Origin of the sequence: Cohnella cholangitidis (genome assembly GCF_014107495.1) — a bacterium.
Taxonomy (GTDB): Bacteria; Bacillota; Bacilli; order Paenibacillales; family Paenibacillaceae; genus Cohnella; species Cohnella cholangitidis.
The window spans coordinates 5,524,337-5,545,173 of sequence record NZ_CP041969.1 but is presented as its reverse complement, the minus strand read 5'-3'; the positions used below and the strand labels follow the sequence as shown (position 1 = coordinate 5,545,173).

The following is a 20,837-nucleotide window of genomic DNA, read 5'->3' as shown; positions in this document are numbered from 1 at the left end:
GTAATATTCCCGAGTGAGCCGGATCCTTATCCGCGAAGGATTTCGTCTGCTGCGCCCCGGGCAGGTCATCTGACTAATAGACTTCCGGCACCTCCCCGATCGGCACTCGAACTACCGTAGGCGGATGCCGTCCTATATCACAGTGGCGGGACCGTGCCGGAATCTCGCCGGCTTCCCTTTTAACCTTATCGCTTACTAGCGGAAGGCACCCTGAGGCTTAGAAGGCTATTCAATTCTTGGAAGCTATCAATCACTTGGAATTATAGCCCTCGGCGTCCATGAATGCAACAACAGATGCACTGCACCAACAATTCCCCTACCCTTCCATTGTCCCATTGTTCAGCTTGTCTTCCTCGTTGTCCCGGATCGTCTTCTGCAGCACCAGACTCGTCACGATAAGGAACGCGGCGGCGATCGCATAATAACCGACGACGTAGAACGGCTCTTCCAGCGTGGTCAAGCCGATGAATTGGAAGGCGATCGCCAAGATGAAACCGACCCAAGAGAGGAAAGTGAACGCCGACGTATTGCGTCTACGATGATGAGGATTCTGTTCGCGCAAGTATTGATCTTCGTCATTGTCCCTGATCACCTTCTGCAGGACGAAAGCGGTAATAATGAGAAGAATGGCGACAGCGGCGTAATAACCTTTAACGGAAAGCGGCTGTTTCAAAGAGTAGATGCCGCCGAACTCGAAGCCGAACGCGAGGACGAAAGCCGCCCAAGCCATAAACGTATAAGTCGGCGTATTCCTGCGGCGATAGAAATTGTTTATGCGGCCGTGAAATGCGTTCGGCTGGGGATGAACGGATGTATTCGAAGCTTGATTTTCCATTTGAAGTCCTCCTAGGAATGATTGCTTCAACTTGTTAAGTCGCTAAGTTGTTAATGCAATCATACGAGGAGAAGCATGGCGCGAATAGTACTAACTTATTATGGTACCTTCCATTCAAATCGTTGCTTAAGCTCCGAATATTTGATACGATTTGTATCAATACCCCCCAGCAAAGGAGCGAATTCATGAACTCGGCAAAAAATTACGATCGATCGGGCTCTCTGCCCTGTTGCTCGTTATTCTCGTCGGATGCGGAGACTTGGCTAATCTGTTGAACTCAAACGGTACCGACAATAAGGCGAAGCCGCCTGCGGCATCCGCGATCGCGACCGACCCGGTTACCAAGCTGCCGGCGGATGTGCCTGCGGATATTCCGATCTTGGACGGTGCCAAAGGGATTACGGCCGTACGGACGGGAGACGGCGTAACGAAAGGAGACGGCTTCTACCAATTGTCGTTCCGCGTCGCAAGCGGATTGGAAGAAACGGCGACGATCTATCGCAACAAACTGGAAGAAAAGAAGTATGACTACGAAGATGAACCCGTTGCCGACAGCGTCTCCCTCACGGGCAACACCCCCTCTTGGATTTTCTACCTCACGATTGCCAAATCCACCGAAGTCAAAGGCGAAACCTCGGTAACGATCTCTTATACAAAATAGGATAGGAAACGATGTCCGATAGGTTAGGAAAAACCTCCAATCCCGCCTATACCAGCGGAGGTTGGAGGTTTCTGCTTGAAGACGATATCACTTAACTTTAAACCGGGTCACGACCGAATATCCGTATACGACAATATCGTTGTTTTGTTTGCCGATATAGTCGGGTCCGTCCTTCAAGGCGACTTTGCCTAGCGTTTTGCCGGTTCTCTTATCGAGCTGGTAGAGATAATCCTTCTCCGCCGTGAAGCCGTAACCCGACACAATCACGTCCCCGACGACTTCGAAGCTCCGCGCGTTGCTGACTAGCGACGCGGATCTCCATAACAGTTTATTGTCGGCAAGGCGGATCGCCGTAATGTATCCGTTCATTCCCTTCGAGCTCTTGGCATAAGTCCTATGGCTATTCGAGACGTAGAGAATGCCGTCCTCTTCGTAGGCCCACTGGATTTGCTGATAAATATAATCGTAATCTGCCTCCACGTACTTGGGAGAATAAGCGTAATGAATGAAATCGTACGCATACAGCGTCTTGGTCATCGTCTTGTCCATGGCGACCAAATAACGATTTTCCCCGAAGTTTTGTCCGTAAATAAGAAATACGCGGTCTTTTCCTTTGATCGCCCTTACGAGCATCTCTCCGCGGTATTCGATAGGGGTACCTTCCGGCAAATTCCCTGCGATCGACCGAAAAGAATTCGGAACGGTATACTCCTTGGCCGCAAATGCCGCGGTATCCTCATAACTTTGGTCGAACGGGAAACTTTTGACCGATTTTTGGGTCAGCGTAAGTTTCGCCGTTTTCTTGGCATTCGGTCCAGCATTCGCGAATTTGCTCATATAATATTGAAAGGGCGGCTTAGGCAAAACGGTCGGCTCGAACGACTCGATGTCCGCTGCCGGCTCCGAGCCGGTTTCAGCTGCATTGGCGCTTAGCGTCGGTACGAACAAGATGCAGGCGAATAGAATGAAAGAAAAAGAATTTAGCTTTTCTCAAGTTTGTTTCTCCCCTTGTTTCATTCTCTCTTGCAACAGTTCGATAATCCGGTCGTAGTCTTCGACCGTTGCGTCGTAGCCCAAGAGCGCGAATAATTCGCTTCCGGCTTGATCCCTGCCCCAGACGGCGGACTCCACCGCGTTCCAACTGCCGTCCGAGTCCTTCAAGTTCGGATCCGCGCCATGATCGAGCAGCACTTTCACGACTTCGATCTCGCCATAAGAGGCGGCTTGATTGAGCAGCGTTGATGCTCCTTTGCGAATGACGACGTTAGCGTACTCATTGTCCCGATAATTGACCGGAAACCCCTTATCCAGAAGCAACTCCGTCATTTCAACGCTATGCACGGCATAGTTATAGGGCATCGTTCCATCCAAAGCCAACGGGATCGTCGCATCCTTCCAATCCTTAAGCAATAACTTTGCTTCATCCGCGTTATTTCTCATGATCGCCGACGTAAGAGCGTTCTGATCCGCGGAAAGCACCCAAAACACGGGCATATCCGCGTTGTTATGGAACTTCCCGCCGCCTGAAACGACAATAAACCTTAACGGAAGATATAGAGTACCGTTACTCACGATAGCGGGCGTCGTAATCTTCTGTTGTTTGGAATCGACGGTCGCGGTCGTCGAATCCAGCTTCATTCGGATCGTGTGGCCGGCATTCGATAAAATCCATTCCTTGTTCTTCGTTACCCATTTCAGCTTCAGATTAAGCTTTGTCGTCGCGGTATTCATCGAAATCATATTTTCGACCCGTTTGTTGACCTTTAATTGCTTATATTCCGCGGGTTTCCCGTCAATGTATAACGTTGGAGCGGCTGCGCCTTCCTTGGCCTCTGCCGCTGTATGCGGAATTAACGCGAACAGAACGAGAATCGCTAACCCGATAAATACGATATGACGCTTGTTGATCAAAATTGCCACTGGACATCGCTCCCATTCCCGAAGGTTTCGAATCACATATTCGACAAAAGACATGGAAATCCTTTCCTTCCCCGTGACAAAAAAACCAATCTTCGACCCCGCAGAGGACCAAAGATTGGCTTGCATTCGTAATATTCCATTGCGGATAACCGCTACTCGAAGTAATAAGTAAAACCGATCGCGCCGACGCCCGTGTGCGTGCTAATAATCGGCGTAGTGTCCTCGATGCTGATCTTGTCGAAGCCGGTCAGCCCGATAATCGCTTCCTTGAGCTTGGACGCTAATTCGAAGCCCGCGGCATGAACTAGGCCGACGCCTTTGATCGCTTTGCCCTTGACGTCCTCCGCGAACGCCTTCGCCAAATAATCGATGACATGGGCCTTGCTCCGCACTTTCGCGACGGGAGTGTATTCGCCGCCATCGAGCGAGGCGATGATTTTGATCTTCAGCAAGGAGCCGATCCAGGCTTTGCCTTTGCCGATGCGGCCGCCTTTCACTAGATTGTCCAACGTATCCACGACCACGAACAAACGGGTTTGCTGGCGGATCTGATTAAGGCGCTCCACGATCTCCGCCATTCCTTTACCCATCTTCGCCATCGCGGCCGCTTCCAGCACTTGAAAGGAGAGCGCCTTCGTAATGTATCTTGAATCCACGACGGTTACTTTGGAATTGGACATCTCCGCGGCCATCTCCGCGGATCGTACCGTTCCGCTCATTCCGCCGGTCATATGGATAGAGATAATTTCGCTGCCGTCCTCGCCAAGCCGGTCGTATACTTCCAAGAATGCGCCCGCCGAGGGCTGCGAGCTCTTCGGAAGCTCGTTCGATTGCTGCATCTTCGCGATAAATTCCGTCGGCGTAATATCCACGCGGTCTAAGTAGGTTTCGTTGTTAATGGTAATCGATAACGGCACGACTTCTACGCCATGCTCCTGTAAAATCTCATCGGACAGATCGACTGTGGAATCGGTTACTACTCTTATTATGCTCACGGGAGTCATCCTGCTTTCGCTTGGTGTAAGTCTGCGACTGGCTATCGTTATAGTCTATCATTCCGCTCTAGCTAATGGCAACTTACTACTTATTTCCTATAAGTTTGCCAGATTTATTGCTCTTGGTACCGTTGAAGAAGCTCCAGCTTCCGGTCGATAACTTTGCGGCTGAAGTTGACGCGATACATTTCCGGATTCAGCTTTCGCAGATGCTCCGGCCAGAATAGGGCGAGCTGATCCCGATGATAGCTGCGGACGTCGTCCAGCGTTGGCAGTTCGTAAACCGGATTTCCCCGGACGAAAATAGGCTGCAACATCGGGATAGCCGCGTAATCGTCGACAATTTTGAACCGGTGCGCGTGTAAGGGATCGAACAGTCTGATCGGCGTTCCGGCGCGAATATCCTCTTCCTCGGGCATGCAGATATAATCCGCTTCCGCCATCCCGGTCTTCTTGCTAACGATGCGGTAGACGTCCTTGATGCCCGGGTTTGATATTTTCTCGGGATTGCCGGAAATCTTAATAACCGGCAGCATTTGTCCGTTCTTCTCCCGGGCTACGAGCTTGTACACCCCGCCTAACGACGGCTGGTCGAAAGCGGTAATCAATTGCGTGCCGACGCCCCAACTATCGATTTGCGCCCCTTGCGCCTTGAGCTCCGCGATAATGTTCTCGTCGAGATCATTGGAGGCTACGATTTTAACGTCAGGAAATCCGGCTTCGTCGAGCATGATCCGCGCGCGTTTCGAAAGATAAGCCAGGTCGCCGCTGTCCAGCCTAATCGCTTTCAAGCTTTTGCCACGGCGCTTCAGCTCGGCCGCAATCCTGATCGCATTGGGCACTCCGCTCCTCAAGGTATCGAACGTATCGACGAGCAAGATCACGTGATCCGGCAACGCTTCCGCGAATTGCCTGAACGCCTCTTCCTCGCTGTCATGTCCTTGAACCCATGAATGCGCGTGAGTGCCCGAAGTCGGAATGCCGAAAATCATGCCCGCCCGCATGTTGGAGGTGGCGTGAAAACCCGCTACATAAGCCGCTCTCGCCCCCCATATCGCCGCGTCCGCTTCCTGGGCCCGCCTAGTCCCGAACTCAAGAAGAAGGTCGTTCGGAGCCGCCTGCTTAATCCTCGACGCTTTCGTTGCGACTAGCGTTTGATAGTTCAAGAAATTCAGCATCGCCGTCTCGATCAACTGGGCCTCGAAAATACGCGCTTCAACCCGAATGAGCGGCTCGTTCGGAAATACGATCGTCCCTTCCCGCATCGCGTACAGGTTTCCCGTAAAGCGGAAACGGCGAAGCTCTTCAAGAAAGCCCTCCTCGTAGTTCTCTTCCTGCACCCGCAAGTAACCGATAGCCTCATCGTCAAAGGTCAGATCGCGGATGTAGCCGACGATTCGTTCCAAGCCCGCGAACACGGCGAATCCGTTGCCGAAGGGCAGTTTACGGAAATAAGCCTCGAAGACGGCCCTGTCGTTCAGCGATCCCCTCTTCCAATGCGCGTACATCATGTTGATCTGATATTTGTCGGTATGCAATGTCAGGTTCTCGGAATTCATCGGAAACGGCTCCTCTCGCATGTAAAAAAAAAGCCTAGCTGTATATGGACAGCTGAGGCTGATAATCCGTGAACCGGTAAAGCTGCGCGGTTCTCTGGGAATAGCGATTGGAACCTTTGAGCTGTCCGTAATGGTCCCTCACTTCTTCCAGTATACCCTTGCGGCTTTGGGTTGAAGTAATTTTGCGAATAAAATTTTTCTCTTCGAATTCCGGCACTACCGTCACGATGACGTGATAGAGCTCGCTCATCGTAAATTGCTCCGGCAGCAGCTCCTTAGCGATCGTCGTCGTTAACATCTTCTGACGAACGCGATCCAACGCATCCTTCAAAATTTCATTATGGTCGAAAGCAAGCGGCAGCTTTAACGCCTCCTCGACCGAGAACAATCCCAATTCGGAAGCGTCGTCTCCGGCGGAGCGATATGCTAGGTGCGCTTCGTTCAGCAGCGCGACGAACGCGTGGGAGATCATCCAGCCTCTCGGATCCCTGCCCAAGCGGCTGTAAACGTTGAGATACTCCAGATGTTGAGGAACGATCCCCGTCTCTTCCCGCAGCTCCCGCTTCGCGCATTCGTACATCGATTCGGCCGGCTCGGAGAAACCGCCCGGCAACGCCCATTGCCCTTCGAACGGCCAATTTTTCCTCCTGATCAACAACACTTTAAGCTCTCTTCGCGGAAGCGACTTCTTCTTTGATTTGCGCTCCGTGGAAGTGATCGTGAAAATCACGATGTCGGCGGGCGCTCCGTCCGGCGTACGATATTTGCCGGGAGCAACGGTCGTCGCTCTATTCATCGGTACTTTTAACATCTTCATCTGGCTCACATCCTCCATCAAATTATGACCGGAAGAAATCCGCCTTGCTCCGCAAATCGGTGGACTTGGCTCGCAGAGAGTCCGTCGAAGCGGATATTTCCTGCATGACCGCCGTCTGTTCCTGCGAGGCCGAGAATACTTGCTGCGCGCCAAGCCTAATTTGCTCCGCGACTTGGGCGACGCGACGCGCTTCGTTCAACTGTTCGGTAGCCTGTTGTGCCTGTAGGGTCAGTTCCCCGGCCATCGCTTCCACGATCCCGACGACCTGCTGCGCTTCCGCGTTGACCTCGCGGAACGCCGCCGCGAATTCTTCGCCCATCTTCGCTTCCCGTTCGGACACTTCGTATTGGGTTCGAATGTGTCCGACCGCTCTCGATACTTCTTCCTGCAGTTGAAGAATAAGTTTACGTATATTTTTGACCGATACGGCGCTTTCATCCGCGAGCGATTTGACCGCTTGGGCGACTACGACGAATCCTCGTCCTTCCTCCCCCGCTCTAGCGGCTTCGATGGAAGCGTTCAGAGCGAGCAGATGCGTTTGATCTGCAATATCCCCGACGACGCTGGAGATCGAACCGATCTCGTTCGCGTATCCGTTCAGCGTAGCCACGACGTCCATCGCTTCCCGATTGAGCACCGACAGTTGCTTCATGCCCCCGACCAGCGATTGAAACACTTGTTCGCTTTGTTTGGCGGCTTTGTTCATATGCCATGCCCTCTCGCGAGCGTTCGACGCTTCCTCGCTCATCCGATCGGCCGCGTCCGACAACGTCTCCGCGTCATGATGCAACCGTTCCGCCGATTCCGCTTGCGATTGCGTGCCCGACGTTATCGCTTCCGATTCGTTCGTCATCTGCTCGATCTGCCCCGTCGCTTGACCGATCGCTTCCTGCAGTTCTCTCACGTGAGCATCCGTAAGGCGCGTGTTATCCTTGATTCCGGCAATAATGATCCTTAGCTGCCCTAACATCTGCTCGAATGCTTCTCCGAGCGCTTGCATCTCGTCGTTCGATGGATTCGTGACGACCTTGACGCCGAGATTCCCCTTTGCCGCTTCTTCCGCAGCCAGCGTCAACGATAATAGGGGACGCAACAACCACTTCGCGGCTAAATATCCGAATAATCCGGTCCAGAACACTCCGAACACAAGAGTCAGTAAAACGAACAACCAGCCAGGCAAGAAAGAGAAAACGTCTTTCAGAACGAGCAGGAAAAAGGCGCTTGTCCCGTAAGTGACCGCGGAAGCGGCAGTAATGCCGATAACCATCTTCTTGACGATGCCGAACTTCTTTTGCATGAGGCTTCTCCTCCGTAACCTAGATGTCATCCTAATTAAACCACTGTTAACAATATGCGACTGTGATAAATGTCACTTTGATGCAAACAAAAAGAGGGATCGAGCAGATATCGTCTCTGCCCAATCCCGTATTTAACCACCGTTATGATTCCAAAATCGTTTGACCGATGTACTGCCCTTCGCGCAAGCCTCCCGGACAAGCGAACAACCCGCTCGCCACGTGGGACACGTACTCGTTAAGCGCATCCTTGCTCTGCATCAGCTTCAGCATCGGCAGAAGCTGCTCTTCAGGATTTCTCTGATAACTAATGAATAATAGCCCCGCATCCACGTTGCCCGTTCTCGGGTCTACTCCCGCCGTATAAGAGTAACCTCTACGATGGATAAGCTGCTTCGACTCTTTGGCCAACCTGACATGGGACGCGATCGGCATCTGCGCCGGATCGGGCGTGTCGAACTCGCCCTTCTTGCCGTATGCCGCGCCGGATTCCTTATATCTGCCGAACGTGTCTTCCTGATCGCTTAGCGACGACCGATCCCATACTTCAAGGAACATGCGCACTTTGCGATAAGCCATGTACGTGCCGCCGCGCATCCAGTCAGGCTCGTCTTCTCCTGCCCATACGACATCCTTGTATCCGTCCGGCGTCTGATGAAGAGCATTCGCGGTACCGTCCTTGAAGCCGAACAGGTTGCGGGGCGTTTGTCCCGATTGGCCGCCGCTAATGAAGCCCTCTTGCATCCAGTTTAACGTCGCCGAACCCATGGATAACCGAATGAAATTACGCAGCGCATGGAAAGCGACCTGCTGATCCTCCGCGCACACTTGAATGCATATGTCTCCGCCCGACATGAGAGGATCGAGATTATCGCTTGGCATTCTCGGAATATCCTTCAGGAAGCGGGGAATTTTATGGGCGATGCCGAACCGGTCCTTCCCATCCAAGCTGAAGAACGTAGGACCGAACCCGAAAGTGACCGTCAGCTTCGATGCGGGAAGATCCAGCGTCTCTCCCGTATCCGACGGGGGCAGCAGTGGGTTGTCTCCCGTTCTCATCGTGCCGCCCGCCGTGCTGAGATCGCTGAATTTCGTCCAATCGCGCAGCACCTTAATAAGGGCGTCGCGGTCCGTTACCGTTAAGCGAAAGCTAGCCAGGTACATGTAGGTTTGCTGCGGCGTAATAATGCCCGCTTGATGCTCGCCGTACATCGGGATACGTTCATCCGTAGGCTCGTATCCGCTTCCGTTCGCCGTCTTGTCGGCGGGAGCGACGGCATTCTCGATCGCCGCCATCCCGGATGCGCCGATCGCAAGTCCGACTCCTACCGAAGCAGAGATTTTCAGGAAGTCGCGTCTCGACATGCCCTCTTGTTTATTTTTGGAATCCATTCGTTCACCCCGTTAATGACTAGAGGATACTGGCTGTCTGCGACATCAAGTTGGAAAGCTGGCTGATTTGATCGCTGATCGTGCGGATCTGTTCCGTCGTTAACTGATCGTAGCTCACGTATTGGCCGTTTTTGTGGTGTCCGCGAAGCGTTTCCTCCAGCGATTGGAATTGTTGGTCCAGCTGATTAGCCAAGTCCGGATTCTTCTCGTTAAGCGCGGGAATAATAGCTAAGTATACCGTTTTCGAACCGTCGACGTTAGCTGCAAAGTCTACCAGATCCGTGTGGGAGTAGATTTCTTCTTCGCCGGTGATTTTGGAGATCGCCGCTTCGTTCAGCAATTCCATCGCTCCCGCGACCATCGATTTCGGCTCCAACTCGATCGATTTGACCTTTTGCCGCAGCTCCTCGGTATCCTTAACCAGTTGGTCCGCGTATTTATCCATGCCCTCTAGCGATTTATCCAACCAAAGGGCTTTTTCGATCCGGTGGAACCCGGTCCAAGCGTTCTCGTCTTCTACGTCCGCCAACCGGGCATCGATTCTCGGATCCAAGTCTCCGAAGCTCTCCGCGATCGGCTCTATATTCTCGAAGAATACGCGCGCTTTCGGATATTCCAGCTTCGCTTTCTCCGCGTCGCCCGCTTTGACGGCTTCCACGAATACTTTCGTCTGGTTTACGAGATTGTCCGCTTGCTCCTCAACGTAAACCTTGTAGTTAGCTACCGCTTTCGTCAGAAGCTCCGATGCGCTGCCTGTCGTCTCCTTGGCGTTGTAAAGATTAGTCAAAGCTTCCTGAAGCTTGTCCGCCGTTACCTTCAAAGCGTCGAAATCTACTTTGTCGTATGCCGAAGCCGAGAAAATCGGCATTTCGTATTTCTCTACTTCCGTGTATTCAAGCGGGAACGTTTGACGAACGGAATTCTCGTAAGCCAACCAAGCGTCGTTAATGGATTTGCCCAGACGCTTCACTTCGGCTTCGTCTTTTTTCTCGATCGCTTCTTGCAATTTGGTCGTTTCCTCTTGCAGCTTGGCCGTGCCTTGCTGAATGGCGCTCTGCTCGCCGGATGTCGACTCCGATGGTTGCGCCGCTTCGGATTGTTGAGCCGATGCGGAAGGCGACGCGCTTACCGCAGCCTCGTTGTTGTCGTTTTTGCCGCACGCGCCTAACACCAAAGTTGCGGCAAGCATGACGCTTGCCAATTTCATTTGTCTACTCATTGTGAATCCCCCATTAGTTCGTTTTAGTCGTTAACACTTTCATGTTCTTGTCTGAAGCTTTGCTTGCCATTCTCTGATAAACGAGAACGACGATAGCCATCGCGACGAACAATAATTGCGGCATCGTACTGTACCAGGACGGGTACAGGCTGAAGGTAACCTGCTCCGGCAAATACTCATGCACCGTCGAAGGAATAACCCCCGCCATCTGCAGGCTATGGATGCCCGAACCCATGAATTTGAAGCATAAATAAAAGACGATAACGCTGGATACGAGGAACACCGGACGGATTGGCAGGCGGGTTCCCAACTTAATCATAACGAACGCGCATATCGCGAGAATACCGAAGCCTGCGGCAATGCCTCCCGCGAGCTCGCCGCCGGACATCTTGCCTACCATGCCGATGAGGAAAATGACGGTCTCCAAGCCCTCGCGCACGATGGCGAAGAAGGCGAGAAGCGCAAGGGAGATCATTTTGCCGTTCGATAACGCTTGCGTGCTCTTCGATTGCAGCAGTTGATTCCAACGCTTCACGTCGGAGTTCCGATGCAGCCAGTAACTCACGTAAAGCAGCAGCAAGCTGGCGAATACTCCCGTCCAACCGTTAATGAGCGAATTATTATGGCCGAAAGCGCTCGATGATAGCAGGAACGCGACTACGAACCCGACCCCGATGCACACGAGAACCGCCGCGCCGGAGCCGCCGATTACCCATGCCCTTGCGGTTCTGGACTCGGACTTCTTGGCGTACATGAGCAACGTGCCGACGACCAGCAACGCTTCGATGCCTTCCCGGATCGGAATCAACGCGGCATCCCACCAGGAATATTGGGCGTCGATAAGCGGCGTCAAGGAATCGATCATTCTAGCTGCGATTCCCGCCGCCTCCGCTTGTTTGTCCGCGTTCGACAGGTAAGCGTCCATTAAGACTAGATCGCGCTCGGCATGATTGTACACCGTCTGCGATTGGCTGACGATGTCCCCTTCGACGGCTAACCATTGCCGCTGAAGCAGCTTCACCGCGCTTTGGGCTTCGGGCCAGGATTCCCGCTTCATCAGATCTTCGGCTTCGCGCAGCTTCATGACGTATACGCTCAAGGTCATCCTTTGCTTGCCGTCGTTATCCGTATAAGCTCCGTCCGCATAATTCTTGAGCGAGAATAGCAACGCTCCGGCCTCATCCTTGATCGCCTGTTCGTCTTGATTCAGAAAGGCCAACGATAAACTCGCGATCTGGCGGTCGATCTCCAGCGCCATGTCCAGCGAGTTCTCCTTGACCGTCTTCTTGTTGCCGGTCCACCATTTCTTAACCTTCGCGAAAGCCGCCGATGCTTGCTCCGGATTTCCCGACTCGATGCCGGAGACCATCTCCTCGGTCTGGGCAATCGTCGTTCCGACGGGCTGACCGGACGAAGCCGCCTGCGAGATCGCGGAAGCGAAAAACAGACAAAAAAAAGACGCAATCAAAATGATAGCGCAAACCGCCGTGATGCGCGTTCGAACGTCTTGTAGATTTGCGTTATTCATTCTAAGAACGCCCCTTTGCAACAGCTTGAAATCGTCAATATGAAAATGATAATAATTCTCAATCCAAGAAGTTATTATAGTCACATCGAGTCCAAGTGTCAATCGGGTTTCAGCATATTAACTAAACTGTCAATTCTAGTGTAATCTTTTGCCTTCCGTCGTTTTCCCCTGCAAGGAAGATGTCATCCTCCGCCATAAAAAAGCGACCGCGAGCACGAAAATCGCTGCAGCGACCGGAAACCAGCCGACTCCCCATGCTCCCATGACCGGTAGAAGTTTGCGAACCGCCTGAGTCTCCGATAACATTTCTCCCGCCGTATAGCCGAGTATGCCCGAGCCGATCCATACGACGGCCGGAAACCGATTCAGCAGCTTCAGGATCAATTGGCTCCCCCATATAATAAGCGGAATGCTAAGCGCGATACCCGCGGCCATGAGCCACATCTTGTTCTTGGCGATGGAAGCGATCGCGAGCACGTTATCCAAGCTCATGACCAAATCGGACACGAGGATGATGCCTACCGCTTTCCCCAGCGAGCCGACCCCTTCTACCTCTTTCGACTCTCCGTCGTCCAATAGAAGATGAATGGCGATGTAGAGGAGCAGAAGGGCTCCGACGATCTGTACGGCAGGGATATCAAGCAAAGCGACGGCTACTATGGACAGAACGATCCTTAATCCGACGGCTCCGATCGCCCCCAGCCAAATCGCCCGATTCCTGAGATGCTCGGGCAAATTGCGGCTAGCCAAGGCGATAACGACCGCGTTATCCCCGCTTAACACGATATTGACCAACAAAATTTCCAGCAGCAGCAACACGTTTTCAACCATTCGAATCCCTCATTATCTTCATAGTAATCATCCCGAATTGAACGTATGTATTATGCCCCAATAATGGAGATTGATTCCTTCGTTCAATTCGACGATGATAAGGGGTAGTTGAAGTTGATTGAGGAGGCCGCATCTACATGGATTATATGACGCACACGTTATTCGGAGTCGCAATGTATGGCGCGCTAAATAAAGTTAATATGGATACGAAAACAAAATGGGCACTATTCGCCGCGTCCGTCGGCGCCAACGTCATTCCGGACATCGACATCCAGTGGGCAAGAGCCGGCGCCGATTATTTAATGTCGCACCGGGGGATTACCCATTCGTTCCTGATGGTTCCCGTCTGGGCCGTCATGTTCTCCTTGCTGAGCTACGCGATCTTGCGGGTGAAGGACCGCCGCATTTTCATCGTCGCGGTCGTGGGGGTGCTTCTGCATATCATTAGCGATTGGACGAACGCTTGGGGCACCGGATTGTTAGAGCCCTTCACGTCGCGAAGGTACGCCAGCGGGTTTGTTCCGAACAAAGGCTATGTTTTCTGGACTTTCGCTGCCGTTCTATTGCCCTTACTCCTGCTGTTTCGCTCTAAAGAACATCGGCGGCGGATATTCCGGACGTTCTGGGTGTTAGGAGCCGTCTATGTCGGGTTCCAGCTCGTGCATTCCGCATACGTGTACGCGGATTTGAAAAAGGATGGGTACGATCAAGTGGCCGTTCGCGCGGACCGGATTCCCGGAGGAATTTCCTATTACGCGAAAAAAGAAGATGTCGTCGTAGAAGGCAGACATGAGATCGGCGGCGAGAGCGGAATCGTTCGAACTTTCCGGAACGACCCCGTCGACGTGGAGCAATTGATGCAATATCGACCTGCCAGAAACCTGTTGCTTTTTGCCCCTTTCGTCGTTACGCAAGATCTGGGGGAGTCCATTCGCGTCTTCGATCCGCGTTTTTCCGGCAGGGTTTCTATTCTGAGCGTCGAGGTTCCGGCTTCTTCCCGATCGGTTGAATAAAATATTCGGACCGGTTCGTAATCCCGCGGCACCCCCTTGAATCGATTGGGATCGGGACAAGTTTCCTTCGACTGGTCAAGCTTGTCCAATCCCGTGAGATTACGAACTTTAAGCAGTCCCATCCATTAATCGAACGCACAGCACCCGTTATACATCCCCGTTCATTGCGGTTTCAGCCTCTTGCGCCGCTCTACTGAGAAATAATAGAACTTTCGAAGAGCTTTACAAGCGCCGCAAAGTCATACTATTTTTAATAGACGACCGACAATAGAGACTACCAGGAGACCGAGATGACCCCTTCCAAATCGTCCGACCGTTCGATTCAATCCCAACTGCTGCTCTATTTCATACCGATACTCATTCTGGCGGTCGTGTTAACGGGCGTCTTTTCTTACTATTCCGCCGTTCGGCAATTGAAGAAAAACGCGAATATCCTGTTATCGGATACGACACGCCAAACCGCTACGTTCATGAACGAGAAATTTTATACCGCGTTCGAGCAATTGGTCATCATCGAAGAAAACCCGGCTTTCCGGCGAATCCTGTCCGGAGAACGCCAGACGATCGAGACCGGCCGTTACGACGATATTATAGAGCTTCGCAAACAGTTCGACGAAGTGTACCATACTTATTACCAGATGATAGACTCCATCTACGTCTCCTTTAACAACGGACGTTCATTCGACCTGCAAAAGGAGTTCATTCCGAAACGCGTCGGCGTATCCTTGCCGGAATGGCACGAACGCTACCATTCTTCCGACAAAGGCTATTATTGGCTGGGCAGCCACGTCGACGACGTATTCGACACGGTAGAGCCGAGAAGCGTCTTGTCCACGTTCAAAATGATCGGCCGTGCCGATTCCGCCGTTAACGGGCTCGTCTTGATCAACCTGAGGGAAAGCCACTTCTTGGAGATCATGCGCAACGTGAACGTGAGCGAGAACGGAACGCTCGCGCTTATTACTCCCGACAGCGTCTTGTTCGCCAAAGAGCTGAATTCCCATTATCGGGTCAGCGAGACGGAAATGGCCGCTCTTCGCGCCCGGTCCGGCGGAAGCGGAACGATAGCCGTAACAAGCGATAGCGGCAAACCGATGACCGTGACGTACGATACGATGTCCATTAACGGCTGGATCGTAGCCGCCGTCGTTCCGGAGAAGGACCTGATCGCGCAAGCGAGCCAAATCAAATACATCTCCTTTTACGTGACCGTGCTCATCCTGCTTGTTACCGTGCTCGCCGTCGCTTATTTCGCCCGAAGCCTAACGAACCCGATTCGCTACTTGTCCAAGGAAATGAGGCGCTTCGAACGCGGCGATTTCCGCGCCGACTTCCATGTCGACAGCCGCAACGAGATCGGAATTCTATCCAGCGGATTGACCCGTTTATCCGGTTCCGTCCAGGAGCTGCTGCAGCAAGTGCGAGACGAGCAAGAGAAAAAGCGCCAAGTCGAGCTGCTCGTTCTCCAATCGCAAATCCATCCGCATTTTCTGTATAACACGCTGGGCTCTATCCGCCATTTGATCGACATGGACGAGAAAGAACGGGCGCGAACGATGGTGAGCGCGCTTACCCAATATTTCCGAATCAGCATTAGCCGCGGCAAAGAGGTCATCTCCGTAAGAGAAGAGCTGGAGCACGTCCGGAATTACTTGCTTATTCAGAACATCCGCTACAGCAAAGATTTCGATTTCGAAATCGACGTCGACGAAGGGTTGATGGAGCTCCCGGTCATGAAGCTGACTCTGCAACCTATCGTCGAGAACGCCATCTATCACGGCATCAAAAACAAGCGTGGCAAATGTACGATCCGGGTGTCCGGCCATAGGGTCCATGACCGCGCGATTCTGGAAGTATACGACGACGGAGCCGGAATGAGCGTAGAAAGGCTCGGCCAGCTTCAACAGTCGATCCGGTCCGAGGAGGTGGATCCTTCTCCGATCACTTTCGGGCTGCGCAATGTCCACCTCCGGCTCGTCCTTCATTTCGGAGCGGAATACGGACTGCAGCTGGACAGCGAAGAAGGCTGCTACACGCGGGTAACCGTCACCTTGCCGGGCAACGCGCCGATTGGAGGAAACCATCATGCTTAAACTATTGATCGTGGACGACGATGAGTGGATTCGCGAAGGGATCCGCAGAAACGTGAACTGGAGCGACAGCGGAATCGAGGTCGTCGGCACGGCCGCGGACGGCCAAGAGGGCTGGGAGCTCGTCCGTTCGCTCTCGCCGGATCTATTGCTGACCGACATACGCATGCCGTTCATGGATGGATTGGAGCTCGCCCGCCTCGTTCAAGAAAGCCTTCCGCGCACGAAAGTGATTTTCTTGACCGGGTATGACGATTTCGCGTACGCGAAACAAGCCATCCAGCTGAAAGCGTCGGATTACGTCATGAAATTCGAAGACAACGATCGCATCCTTCAAGCCGTCCTGGCAGCTGGGCAAGAGTTGATCCGGGAAAGGGACGAGCAAGAAAAAGCCCGCAAAAGCCAAGCGCTCATTCGCGGCAAGTTTTTCGCGGATCTGATCGGCGTAGGGGGAACGACGGACTGGGTTCGACGCGAATCGGCGTTGCTGGGAATTCGCTTCGCGGGGGATAAATTTGCCGTCGCGGTCATCCAATCCGAGGACGTCAAGCGATTCTCCCGTCCTTACGCCATGCTGAACCCCGAGCTGCTCCTGTTCTCGATACTCAATATCTGCGAGGAATTATTCCCTTCGGATGACCGGCATGACTTGTTCTTCGTCTCCTACAACCAGCGCATTAACGTCATCTACAGCTTTCCCGACGGATTGTCGGAAGCCGAAACGACGGCGCGAATCGAGGAAGTCGCGGGACTTATCCGGGATACCGTCGCGAAAGTGCTGAAGGTGCCGATCCGGGTAGGGGTAGGCGGCGTGAGAGAGTCGATCGGCTTGTTGCCCGACAGCTACAACGAAGCTTTAGCCGCCGTCCAGCTCAAGGACGCGGCCGAGTCTTCGGGGATCTCGTTCAGCCAAGACGTCCGCCATTCGCAAGGGTCCCATCAAAACATGCTGAACCGGATTCTCGAAGTGATCCATTCCCGGTACGGGGACGAGAAGCTGACGCTGACGACCGTCGCCGGTCTCATCCATCTTACGCCGACGTACGTGAGCACGCTGTTCAAGAAATACCAGAACGTGAATTTCGTCGACTACCTGATTCGCGTAAGAATGGAGAAAGCCGAGGAACTGCTCATCCATTCCGACCGCAAAGCTTATGAAATCGCGGAAAGCGTCGGTTATCCAAATTCCCAGTATTTCAGCGTCGCGTTCAAGAAGCATACCGGCTGCTCCCCGCTCGAATATCGTCAGAAACATCAAAAGTAGATCGTCATAACGGCAAACACCCTGAGAAGGGTGTTTGTTTTATTTTCCGTGTAAAAAAACAAACAACGTTTGAAAGATAGTGAATTCATCCTCTCCCGAATTCCGGCTAAGATGAAATCCGGAGGTGCTTCCATGAAGGCAAACACGCAACAAAGATCAAGACGTCTCCGGTTCGCAGGGCCGCAAGACGGGGGTTGGCTACCCTACATCCTAATCGCCCCGACGCTGCTGCTCATCGTTGGCATTATGGTCTATCCGGTCTTGCGGGTATTCGACCTCAGCATTCAAAACTACGATTTTACGAAGATGCACGAACAAGGGTACATCGGATTGGACAACTTCCGAAAAATTTTCACCGAGGACGACCTGTTCTACAGCGTCTTGGGCATTACCGTCAAGTGGGTATTCTCGGAAGTCGCTTTGCAACTCGTCTTCGGCTTGATTCTAGCGCTGCTGCTTAACCAGAGCTTCAAGCTGCGCGGACTGATCCGTTCGCTGTCCCTCGTTCCGTGGGCCGTCTCCGGCGTCTTGACGACGATGCTATGGTCGCTCATGTTCAACCAGCACATCGGCGTAATCAACGATTTATTCAAACGAATCGGGTTCATCGATCACAATATCGCTTGGTTAGCGAACGTGGATACCGTCTTCGGTTCGGTCGTCACGGCAGAGCTATGGCGCGGAATTCCGTTCTTCGCCATCACGCTCCTCGCGGCCCTTCAGACGATTCCCAAGGAAGTGTACGAAGCCAGCGAAGTCGACGGCGCAGGCAAGTTCCGCCAACTCGTATCCGTTACGTTCCCGTATTTGAAGGAAAGCATCCTCTTCGCGACTTTGCTCCGCGGAATCTGGGAGTTCAACTCGATCGACATGATCTTCACGATGACCAACGGCGGACCGATGAGCATGACGACCACTTTGCCGATCTATATGATGCAAAAGGCGATTCTGGAAGGCAACATCGGCTACGGCTCGGCGCTCGGCGTCGTCACTTTCCTCATGCTGCTCGTCTTCGTCTTGTTCTACCTTAGACTGAATCGCGAAGGAAAGGATTGAAACGCATGAAAGGTTCGAAAATCGCTTCCAAGCTTGTTCTGTTCTACGTCCCTTTATCTCTTATGCTTGCATTCGTGCTTATTCCGTTCCTCTGGGCTCTCTCCACTTCGCTCAAGAACGAAGAAGATATTATCAGCTCGACGATTCGCTATTGGCCGAATCCGCTCACGTTCGACAATTTCGCGACCGTCTGGAACGACAACAGCTTCTCGACCTACTTCTTCAACAGTCTGTTCGTCGCCGTCGTGTCCATCGTATTCATCACGCTGCTGTCGATCATGAACGGATACGCGCTGAGCCGGTTTCGTTTTCGCGGACGCGGGCTGTTCATGATCGTGCTGCTCGGCACGCAGATGATGCCGGTCATTCTGTTTATCATCCCTCTGTTCTTGATCTTCAAAAACATGGGATTGATCAATACGCCTTACTCGCTCGTGCTGTTCTATATCGTCTCGCAGGTTCCGTTCAATACGCTGCTCATGCAAGGCTTCATCTCCGGCACGCCGAAGGAAATCGACGAAGCCGCGATGGTCGACGGCGCCGGCCGGTTGAGGGTCATCTTCAGCATCATCGCCCCCATCGTGCTGCCCGGCATCGTCGCCACGAGCGCCTTCGCTTTCATCGGCGTATGGAACGAATTCCTGGTCGCGTTCTCGTTCATTACGACGCCCGATCAGTTCACGATTCCGATCGGCCTCAAGTTCATGATCGGGGAATTCAGCGTCGAGTATGCCAAGCTGGCCGCCGGAAGCATGATCGGCCTAGTCCCGCCCGTCCTTCTGTTCATGTACATCCAACGTTTCCTCGTAAACGGTTTGGGCGGCGGAGTCAAGGGCTGACAGGCCCCCCGCTATCTGTGGTATGTTTAAGAATGGCATCCTCAAGGTGACCCGTTCTTTCACATAAATCAAGCTACACTACTTCAAGGAGGTCAACCAAAGATGTTGAAGAAAGCCCGCAAGATCGTATCCCCGCTTCTCCTTCTGCTTACGTTCGCTCTCGTCCTTTCGGCGTGCGGCGGCAATAACGGAGGTTCTAACAGCTCCAACGGCAAAGCGGCATCCCCTTCCGCGAGCGGCGAAGCGTCTTCCGGCAAGCAAACGACGATCAGCTTCTGGGCGGCGGCGGTTACGCCGGAGCGCAATGCGTTCTTCGAGGAAATCATTAAAGAATTCGAAACCGCCAATCCGAACATCAAAGTCGATTACTTAGGCGTACCGGGAGATCTTGCAGCGTACGAGCAGAAGCTCAACGTAGCGATCGCTTCCAACCAAGCGCCGGATATTACGAACAACTTCAAAGCGGAGTACATCACTCGCGGAGTTCTCGAGCCGCTCGATACTTACTTCGACGGCTGGGATCAGAAGGATCTCATTGCTCCGGGCACGATCGAAAGCAACCGCCTGCTCGATACGAAGGAAGGCAAGCTGTACGCGATACCTTACAGTTCGCAAACTTGGAACATGTGGCTTCGTCCGGACTGGTTCGCGGAAGCGGGCATGCCGATCCCGGAAACTTGGGACCAATTTTTCGATGCCGTCGCCAAGCTGACGGATAAATCCAAAGACCGTTACGGACTCAGCATCCGCGGCGGCGCAGGCAGCGCCAACACGTTAGAAATGCTCATGTACGCTTACTCCGGTATCAAAGATTACTTCACCGCTGACGGCAAAGCGACGATTAACGATCCGTTGCACGTCGAATTCGTGGACAAGTATCTTGGCGCTTATAACGTCTATACGCCGGAAGACGATTTGAACAAAGGCTGGACCGAGCTTGCCGCAACGTACCAATCGGGCAAAGCGGCTATCGTCGTGCACAACCTCGGTTCCGCAAGCTCCCACGAGAAAGCTTTCGGAGGAGACTATACGAAGTTCCAAGCCGCTCCGTTCCCGAAATCCGTTAAAGGCACGCAAGGCCACCCGGGCCTCATGCCGCTCGGCCTTACGATGTCCAAGACGGCGAAAGACAAAGACGCGGTATGGAAGTTCATGACGTTCTACCTGTCCAAAGACGTGAACAGCCGTTACAGCAAGCTCTACGGCGAAATTCCGGCTAACTTGGACGCAGCGAAAGACGCTTGGGTGCAAGACTTGCCGTACATGAAATCCGCTGCGGATTTGCTCGCTTCCCCGGATACGTCCTTCGCAGGTACGCCGTATTACTTGCCGGGCTATAACAACGTACAGAAAACGGTCGAACCGATGATTCAGAAAGTCATGGCTAAGAAAATGACGGCCCAAGAGATGTTGAACGAATGGGCTAAGCTGCTGGAAGCGGAAAAAGCCGCACAAGCTGCCGCGAAATAATTGTATTCGGGCTCCGCGGGAGGAAATGATTCCGCGGGGCCCTTTTCTTCATA

At 53.0% G+C, this 20,837-nt stretch carries 17 protein-coding genes, 2 pseudogenes and 1 riboswitch; of the genes and pseudogenes, 7 read left to right on the top strand and 12 right to left on the bottom strand.

From position 1 onward, the window contains the following. Window positions 1–42 precede the first annotated feature (42 nt). A riboswitch (cobalamin riboswitch) is annotated at window positions 43–228 on the bottom strand. An 88-nt stretch (window positions 229–316) separates the two neighbouring features. Next, window positions 317–505: pseudogene (locus FPL14_RS30145) on the bottom strand (YiaA/YiaB family inner membrane protein); the annotation flags it as partial. A gap of 63 nt (window positions 506–568) precedes the next feature. Continuing rightward, window positions 569–730 (bottom strand): annotated as a pseudogene (locus FPL14_RS30140) (YiaA/YiaB family inner membrane protein); the annotation flags it as partial. A gap of 364 nt (window positions 731–1,094) precedes the next feature. On the opposite strand from FPL14_RS30140, the gene FPL14_RS25355 reads away from it, so the two are divergent. Next, window positions 1,095–1,496 carry a hypothetical protein gene (locus tag FPL14_RS25355; protein ID WP_182300337.1) on the top strand — a complete coding sequence of 134 codons (402 nt, stop codon included), beginning with the start codon at window positions 1,095–1,097 and terminating at the stop codon, window positions 1,494–1,496. Window positions 1,497–1,583: 87 nt separating this feature from the next. Here FPL14_RS25355 and FPL14_RS25350 read toward each other — a convergent pair whose 3' ends face one another. From FPL14_RS25350 to FPL14_RS25305, 10 genes are all read right to left on the bottom strand, one after another. Beyond that, entirely contained in the window at window positions 1,584–2,444 is an 861-nt protein-coding gene (locus FPL14_RS25350; protein ID WP_182300336.1) for a hypothetical protein, read from the bottom strand. Window positions 2,445–2,486: 42 nt separating this feature from the next. Continuing rightward, window positions 2,487–3,416, bottom strand: coding sequence for an ankyrin repeat domain-containing protein (locus FPL14_RS25345; protein WP_182300335.1), 930 nt, complete (start codon window positions 3,414–3,416; stop codon window positions 2,487–2,489). Window positions 3,417–3,568: 152 nt separating this feature from the next. Next, window positions 3,569–4,411 carry a DegV family protein gene (locus tag FPL14_RS25340; RefSeq protein ID WP_182300334.1) on the bottom strand — a complete coding sequence of 281 codons (843 nt, stop codon included), beginning with the start codon at window positions 4,409–4,411 and terminating at the stop codon, window positions 3,569–3,571. A 113-nt stretch (window positions 4,412–4,524) separates the two neighbouring features. Next, window positions 4,525–5,970, bottom strand: coding sequence for a nicotinate phosphoribosyltransferase (locus FPL14_RS25335; protein WP_182300333.1), 1,446 nt, complete (start codon window positions 5,968–5,970; stop codon window positions 4,525–4,527). Between the two features lie 34 nt (window positions 5,971–6,004). Then, entirely contained in the window at window positions 6,005–6,787 is a 783-nt protein-coding gene (locus FPL14_RS25330; RefSeq protein ID WP_229263669.1) for an NUDIX domain-containing protein, read from the bottom strand. A gap of 22 nt (window positions 6,788–6,809) precedes the next feature. Then, window positions 6,810–8,084, bottom strand: coding sequence for a methyl-accepting chemotaxis protein (locus tag FPL14_RS25325; RefSeq protein WP_182300332.1), 1,275 nt, complete (start codon window positions 8,082–8,084; stop codon window positions 6,810–6,812). 142 nt (window positions 8,085–8,226) lie between these two features. After that, the gene (gene efeB / locus FPL14_RS25320) at window positions 8,227–9,474 is read right to left on the bottom strand and encodes an iron uptake transporter deferrochelatase/peroxidase subunit (RefSeq protein WP_182300331.1); all 1,248 of its coding nucleotides are present in this window, start codon (window positions 9,472–9,474) and stop codon (window positions 8,227–8,229) included. A 19-nt stretch (window positions 9,475–9,493) separates the two neighbouring features. Further along, window positions 9,494–10,693, bottom strand: a complete 1,200-nt coding sequence (efeO, locus tag FPL14_RS25315; protein WP_182300330.1) for an iron uptake system protein EfeO — start codon at window positions 10,691–10,693, stop codon at window positions 9,494–9,496. Between the two features lie 13 nt (window positions 10,694–10,706). Next, complete coding sequence (locus tag FPL14_RS25310) at window positions 10,707–12,221, bottom strand: FTR1 family iron permease (RefSeq protein ID WP_182300329.1); 1,515 nt, start codon at window positions 12,219–12,221, stop codon at window positions 10,707–10,709. A gap of 135 nt (window positions 12,222–12,356) precedes the next feature. Then, a complete protein-coding gene (locus FPL14_RS25305) occupies window positions 12,357–13,052 on the bottom strand; it encodes a TerC family protein (RefSeq protein WP_182300328.1) in 696 nt (231 codons plus the stop codon). Between the two features lie 137 nt (window positions 13,053–13,189). On the opposite strand from FPL14_RS25305, the gene FPL14_RS25300 reads away from it, so the two are divergent. From FPL14_RS25300 to FPL14_RS25275, 6 genes are all read left to right on the top strand, one after another. After that, complete coding sequence (locus tag FPL14_RS25300; RefSeq protein WP_182300327.1) at window positions 13,190–14,065, top strand: metal-dependent hydrolase; 876 nt, start codon at window positions 13,190–13,192, stop codon at window positions 14,063–14,065. A 290-nt stretch (window positions 14,066–14,355) separates the two neighbouring features. After that, window positions 14,356–16,158, top strand: coding sequence for a sensor histidine kinase (locus FPL14_RS25295; RefSeq protein ID WP_182300326.1), 1,803 nt, complete (start codon window positions 14,356–14,358; stop codon window positions 16,156–16,158). Beyond that, the gene (locus tag FPL14_RS25290; RefSeq protein ID WP_182300325.1) at window positions 16,151–17,419 is read left to right on the top strand and encodes a response regulator; all 1,269 of its coding nucleotides are present in this window, start codon (window positions 16,151–16,153) and stop codon (window positions 17,417–17,419) included. The genes FPL14_RS25295 and FPL14_RS25290 overlap by 8 nt, the downstream gene beginning before the upstream one ends. 132 nt (window positions 17,420–17,551) lie before the next feature. After that, window positions 17,552–18,475, top strand: coding sequence for a carbohydrate ABC transporter permease (locus FPL14_RS25285; RefSeq protein ID WP_182300324.1), 924 nt, complete (start codon window positions 17,552–17,554; stop codon window positions 18,473–18,475). Between the two features lie 5 nt (window positions 18,476–18,480). After that, entirely contained in the window at window positions 18,481–19,314 is an 834-nt protein-coding gene (locus FPL14_RS25280) for a carbohydrate ABC transporter permease (RefSeq protein ID WP_182300323.1), read from the top strand. A 102-nt stretch (window positions 19,315–19,416) separates the two neighbouring features. Next, window positions 19,417–20,784 (top strand): ABC transporter substrate-binding protein, encoded by a 1,368-nt coding sequence (locus tag FPL14_RS25275; RefSeq protein ID WP_182300322.1) that lies wholly within the window; start codon window positions 19,417–19,419, stop codon window positions 20,782–20,784. The last annotated feature ends 53 nt before the right edge of the window (window positions 20,785–20,837 follow it).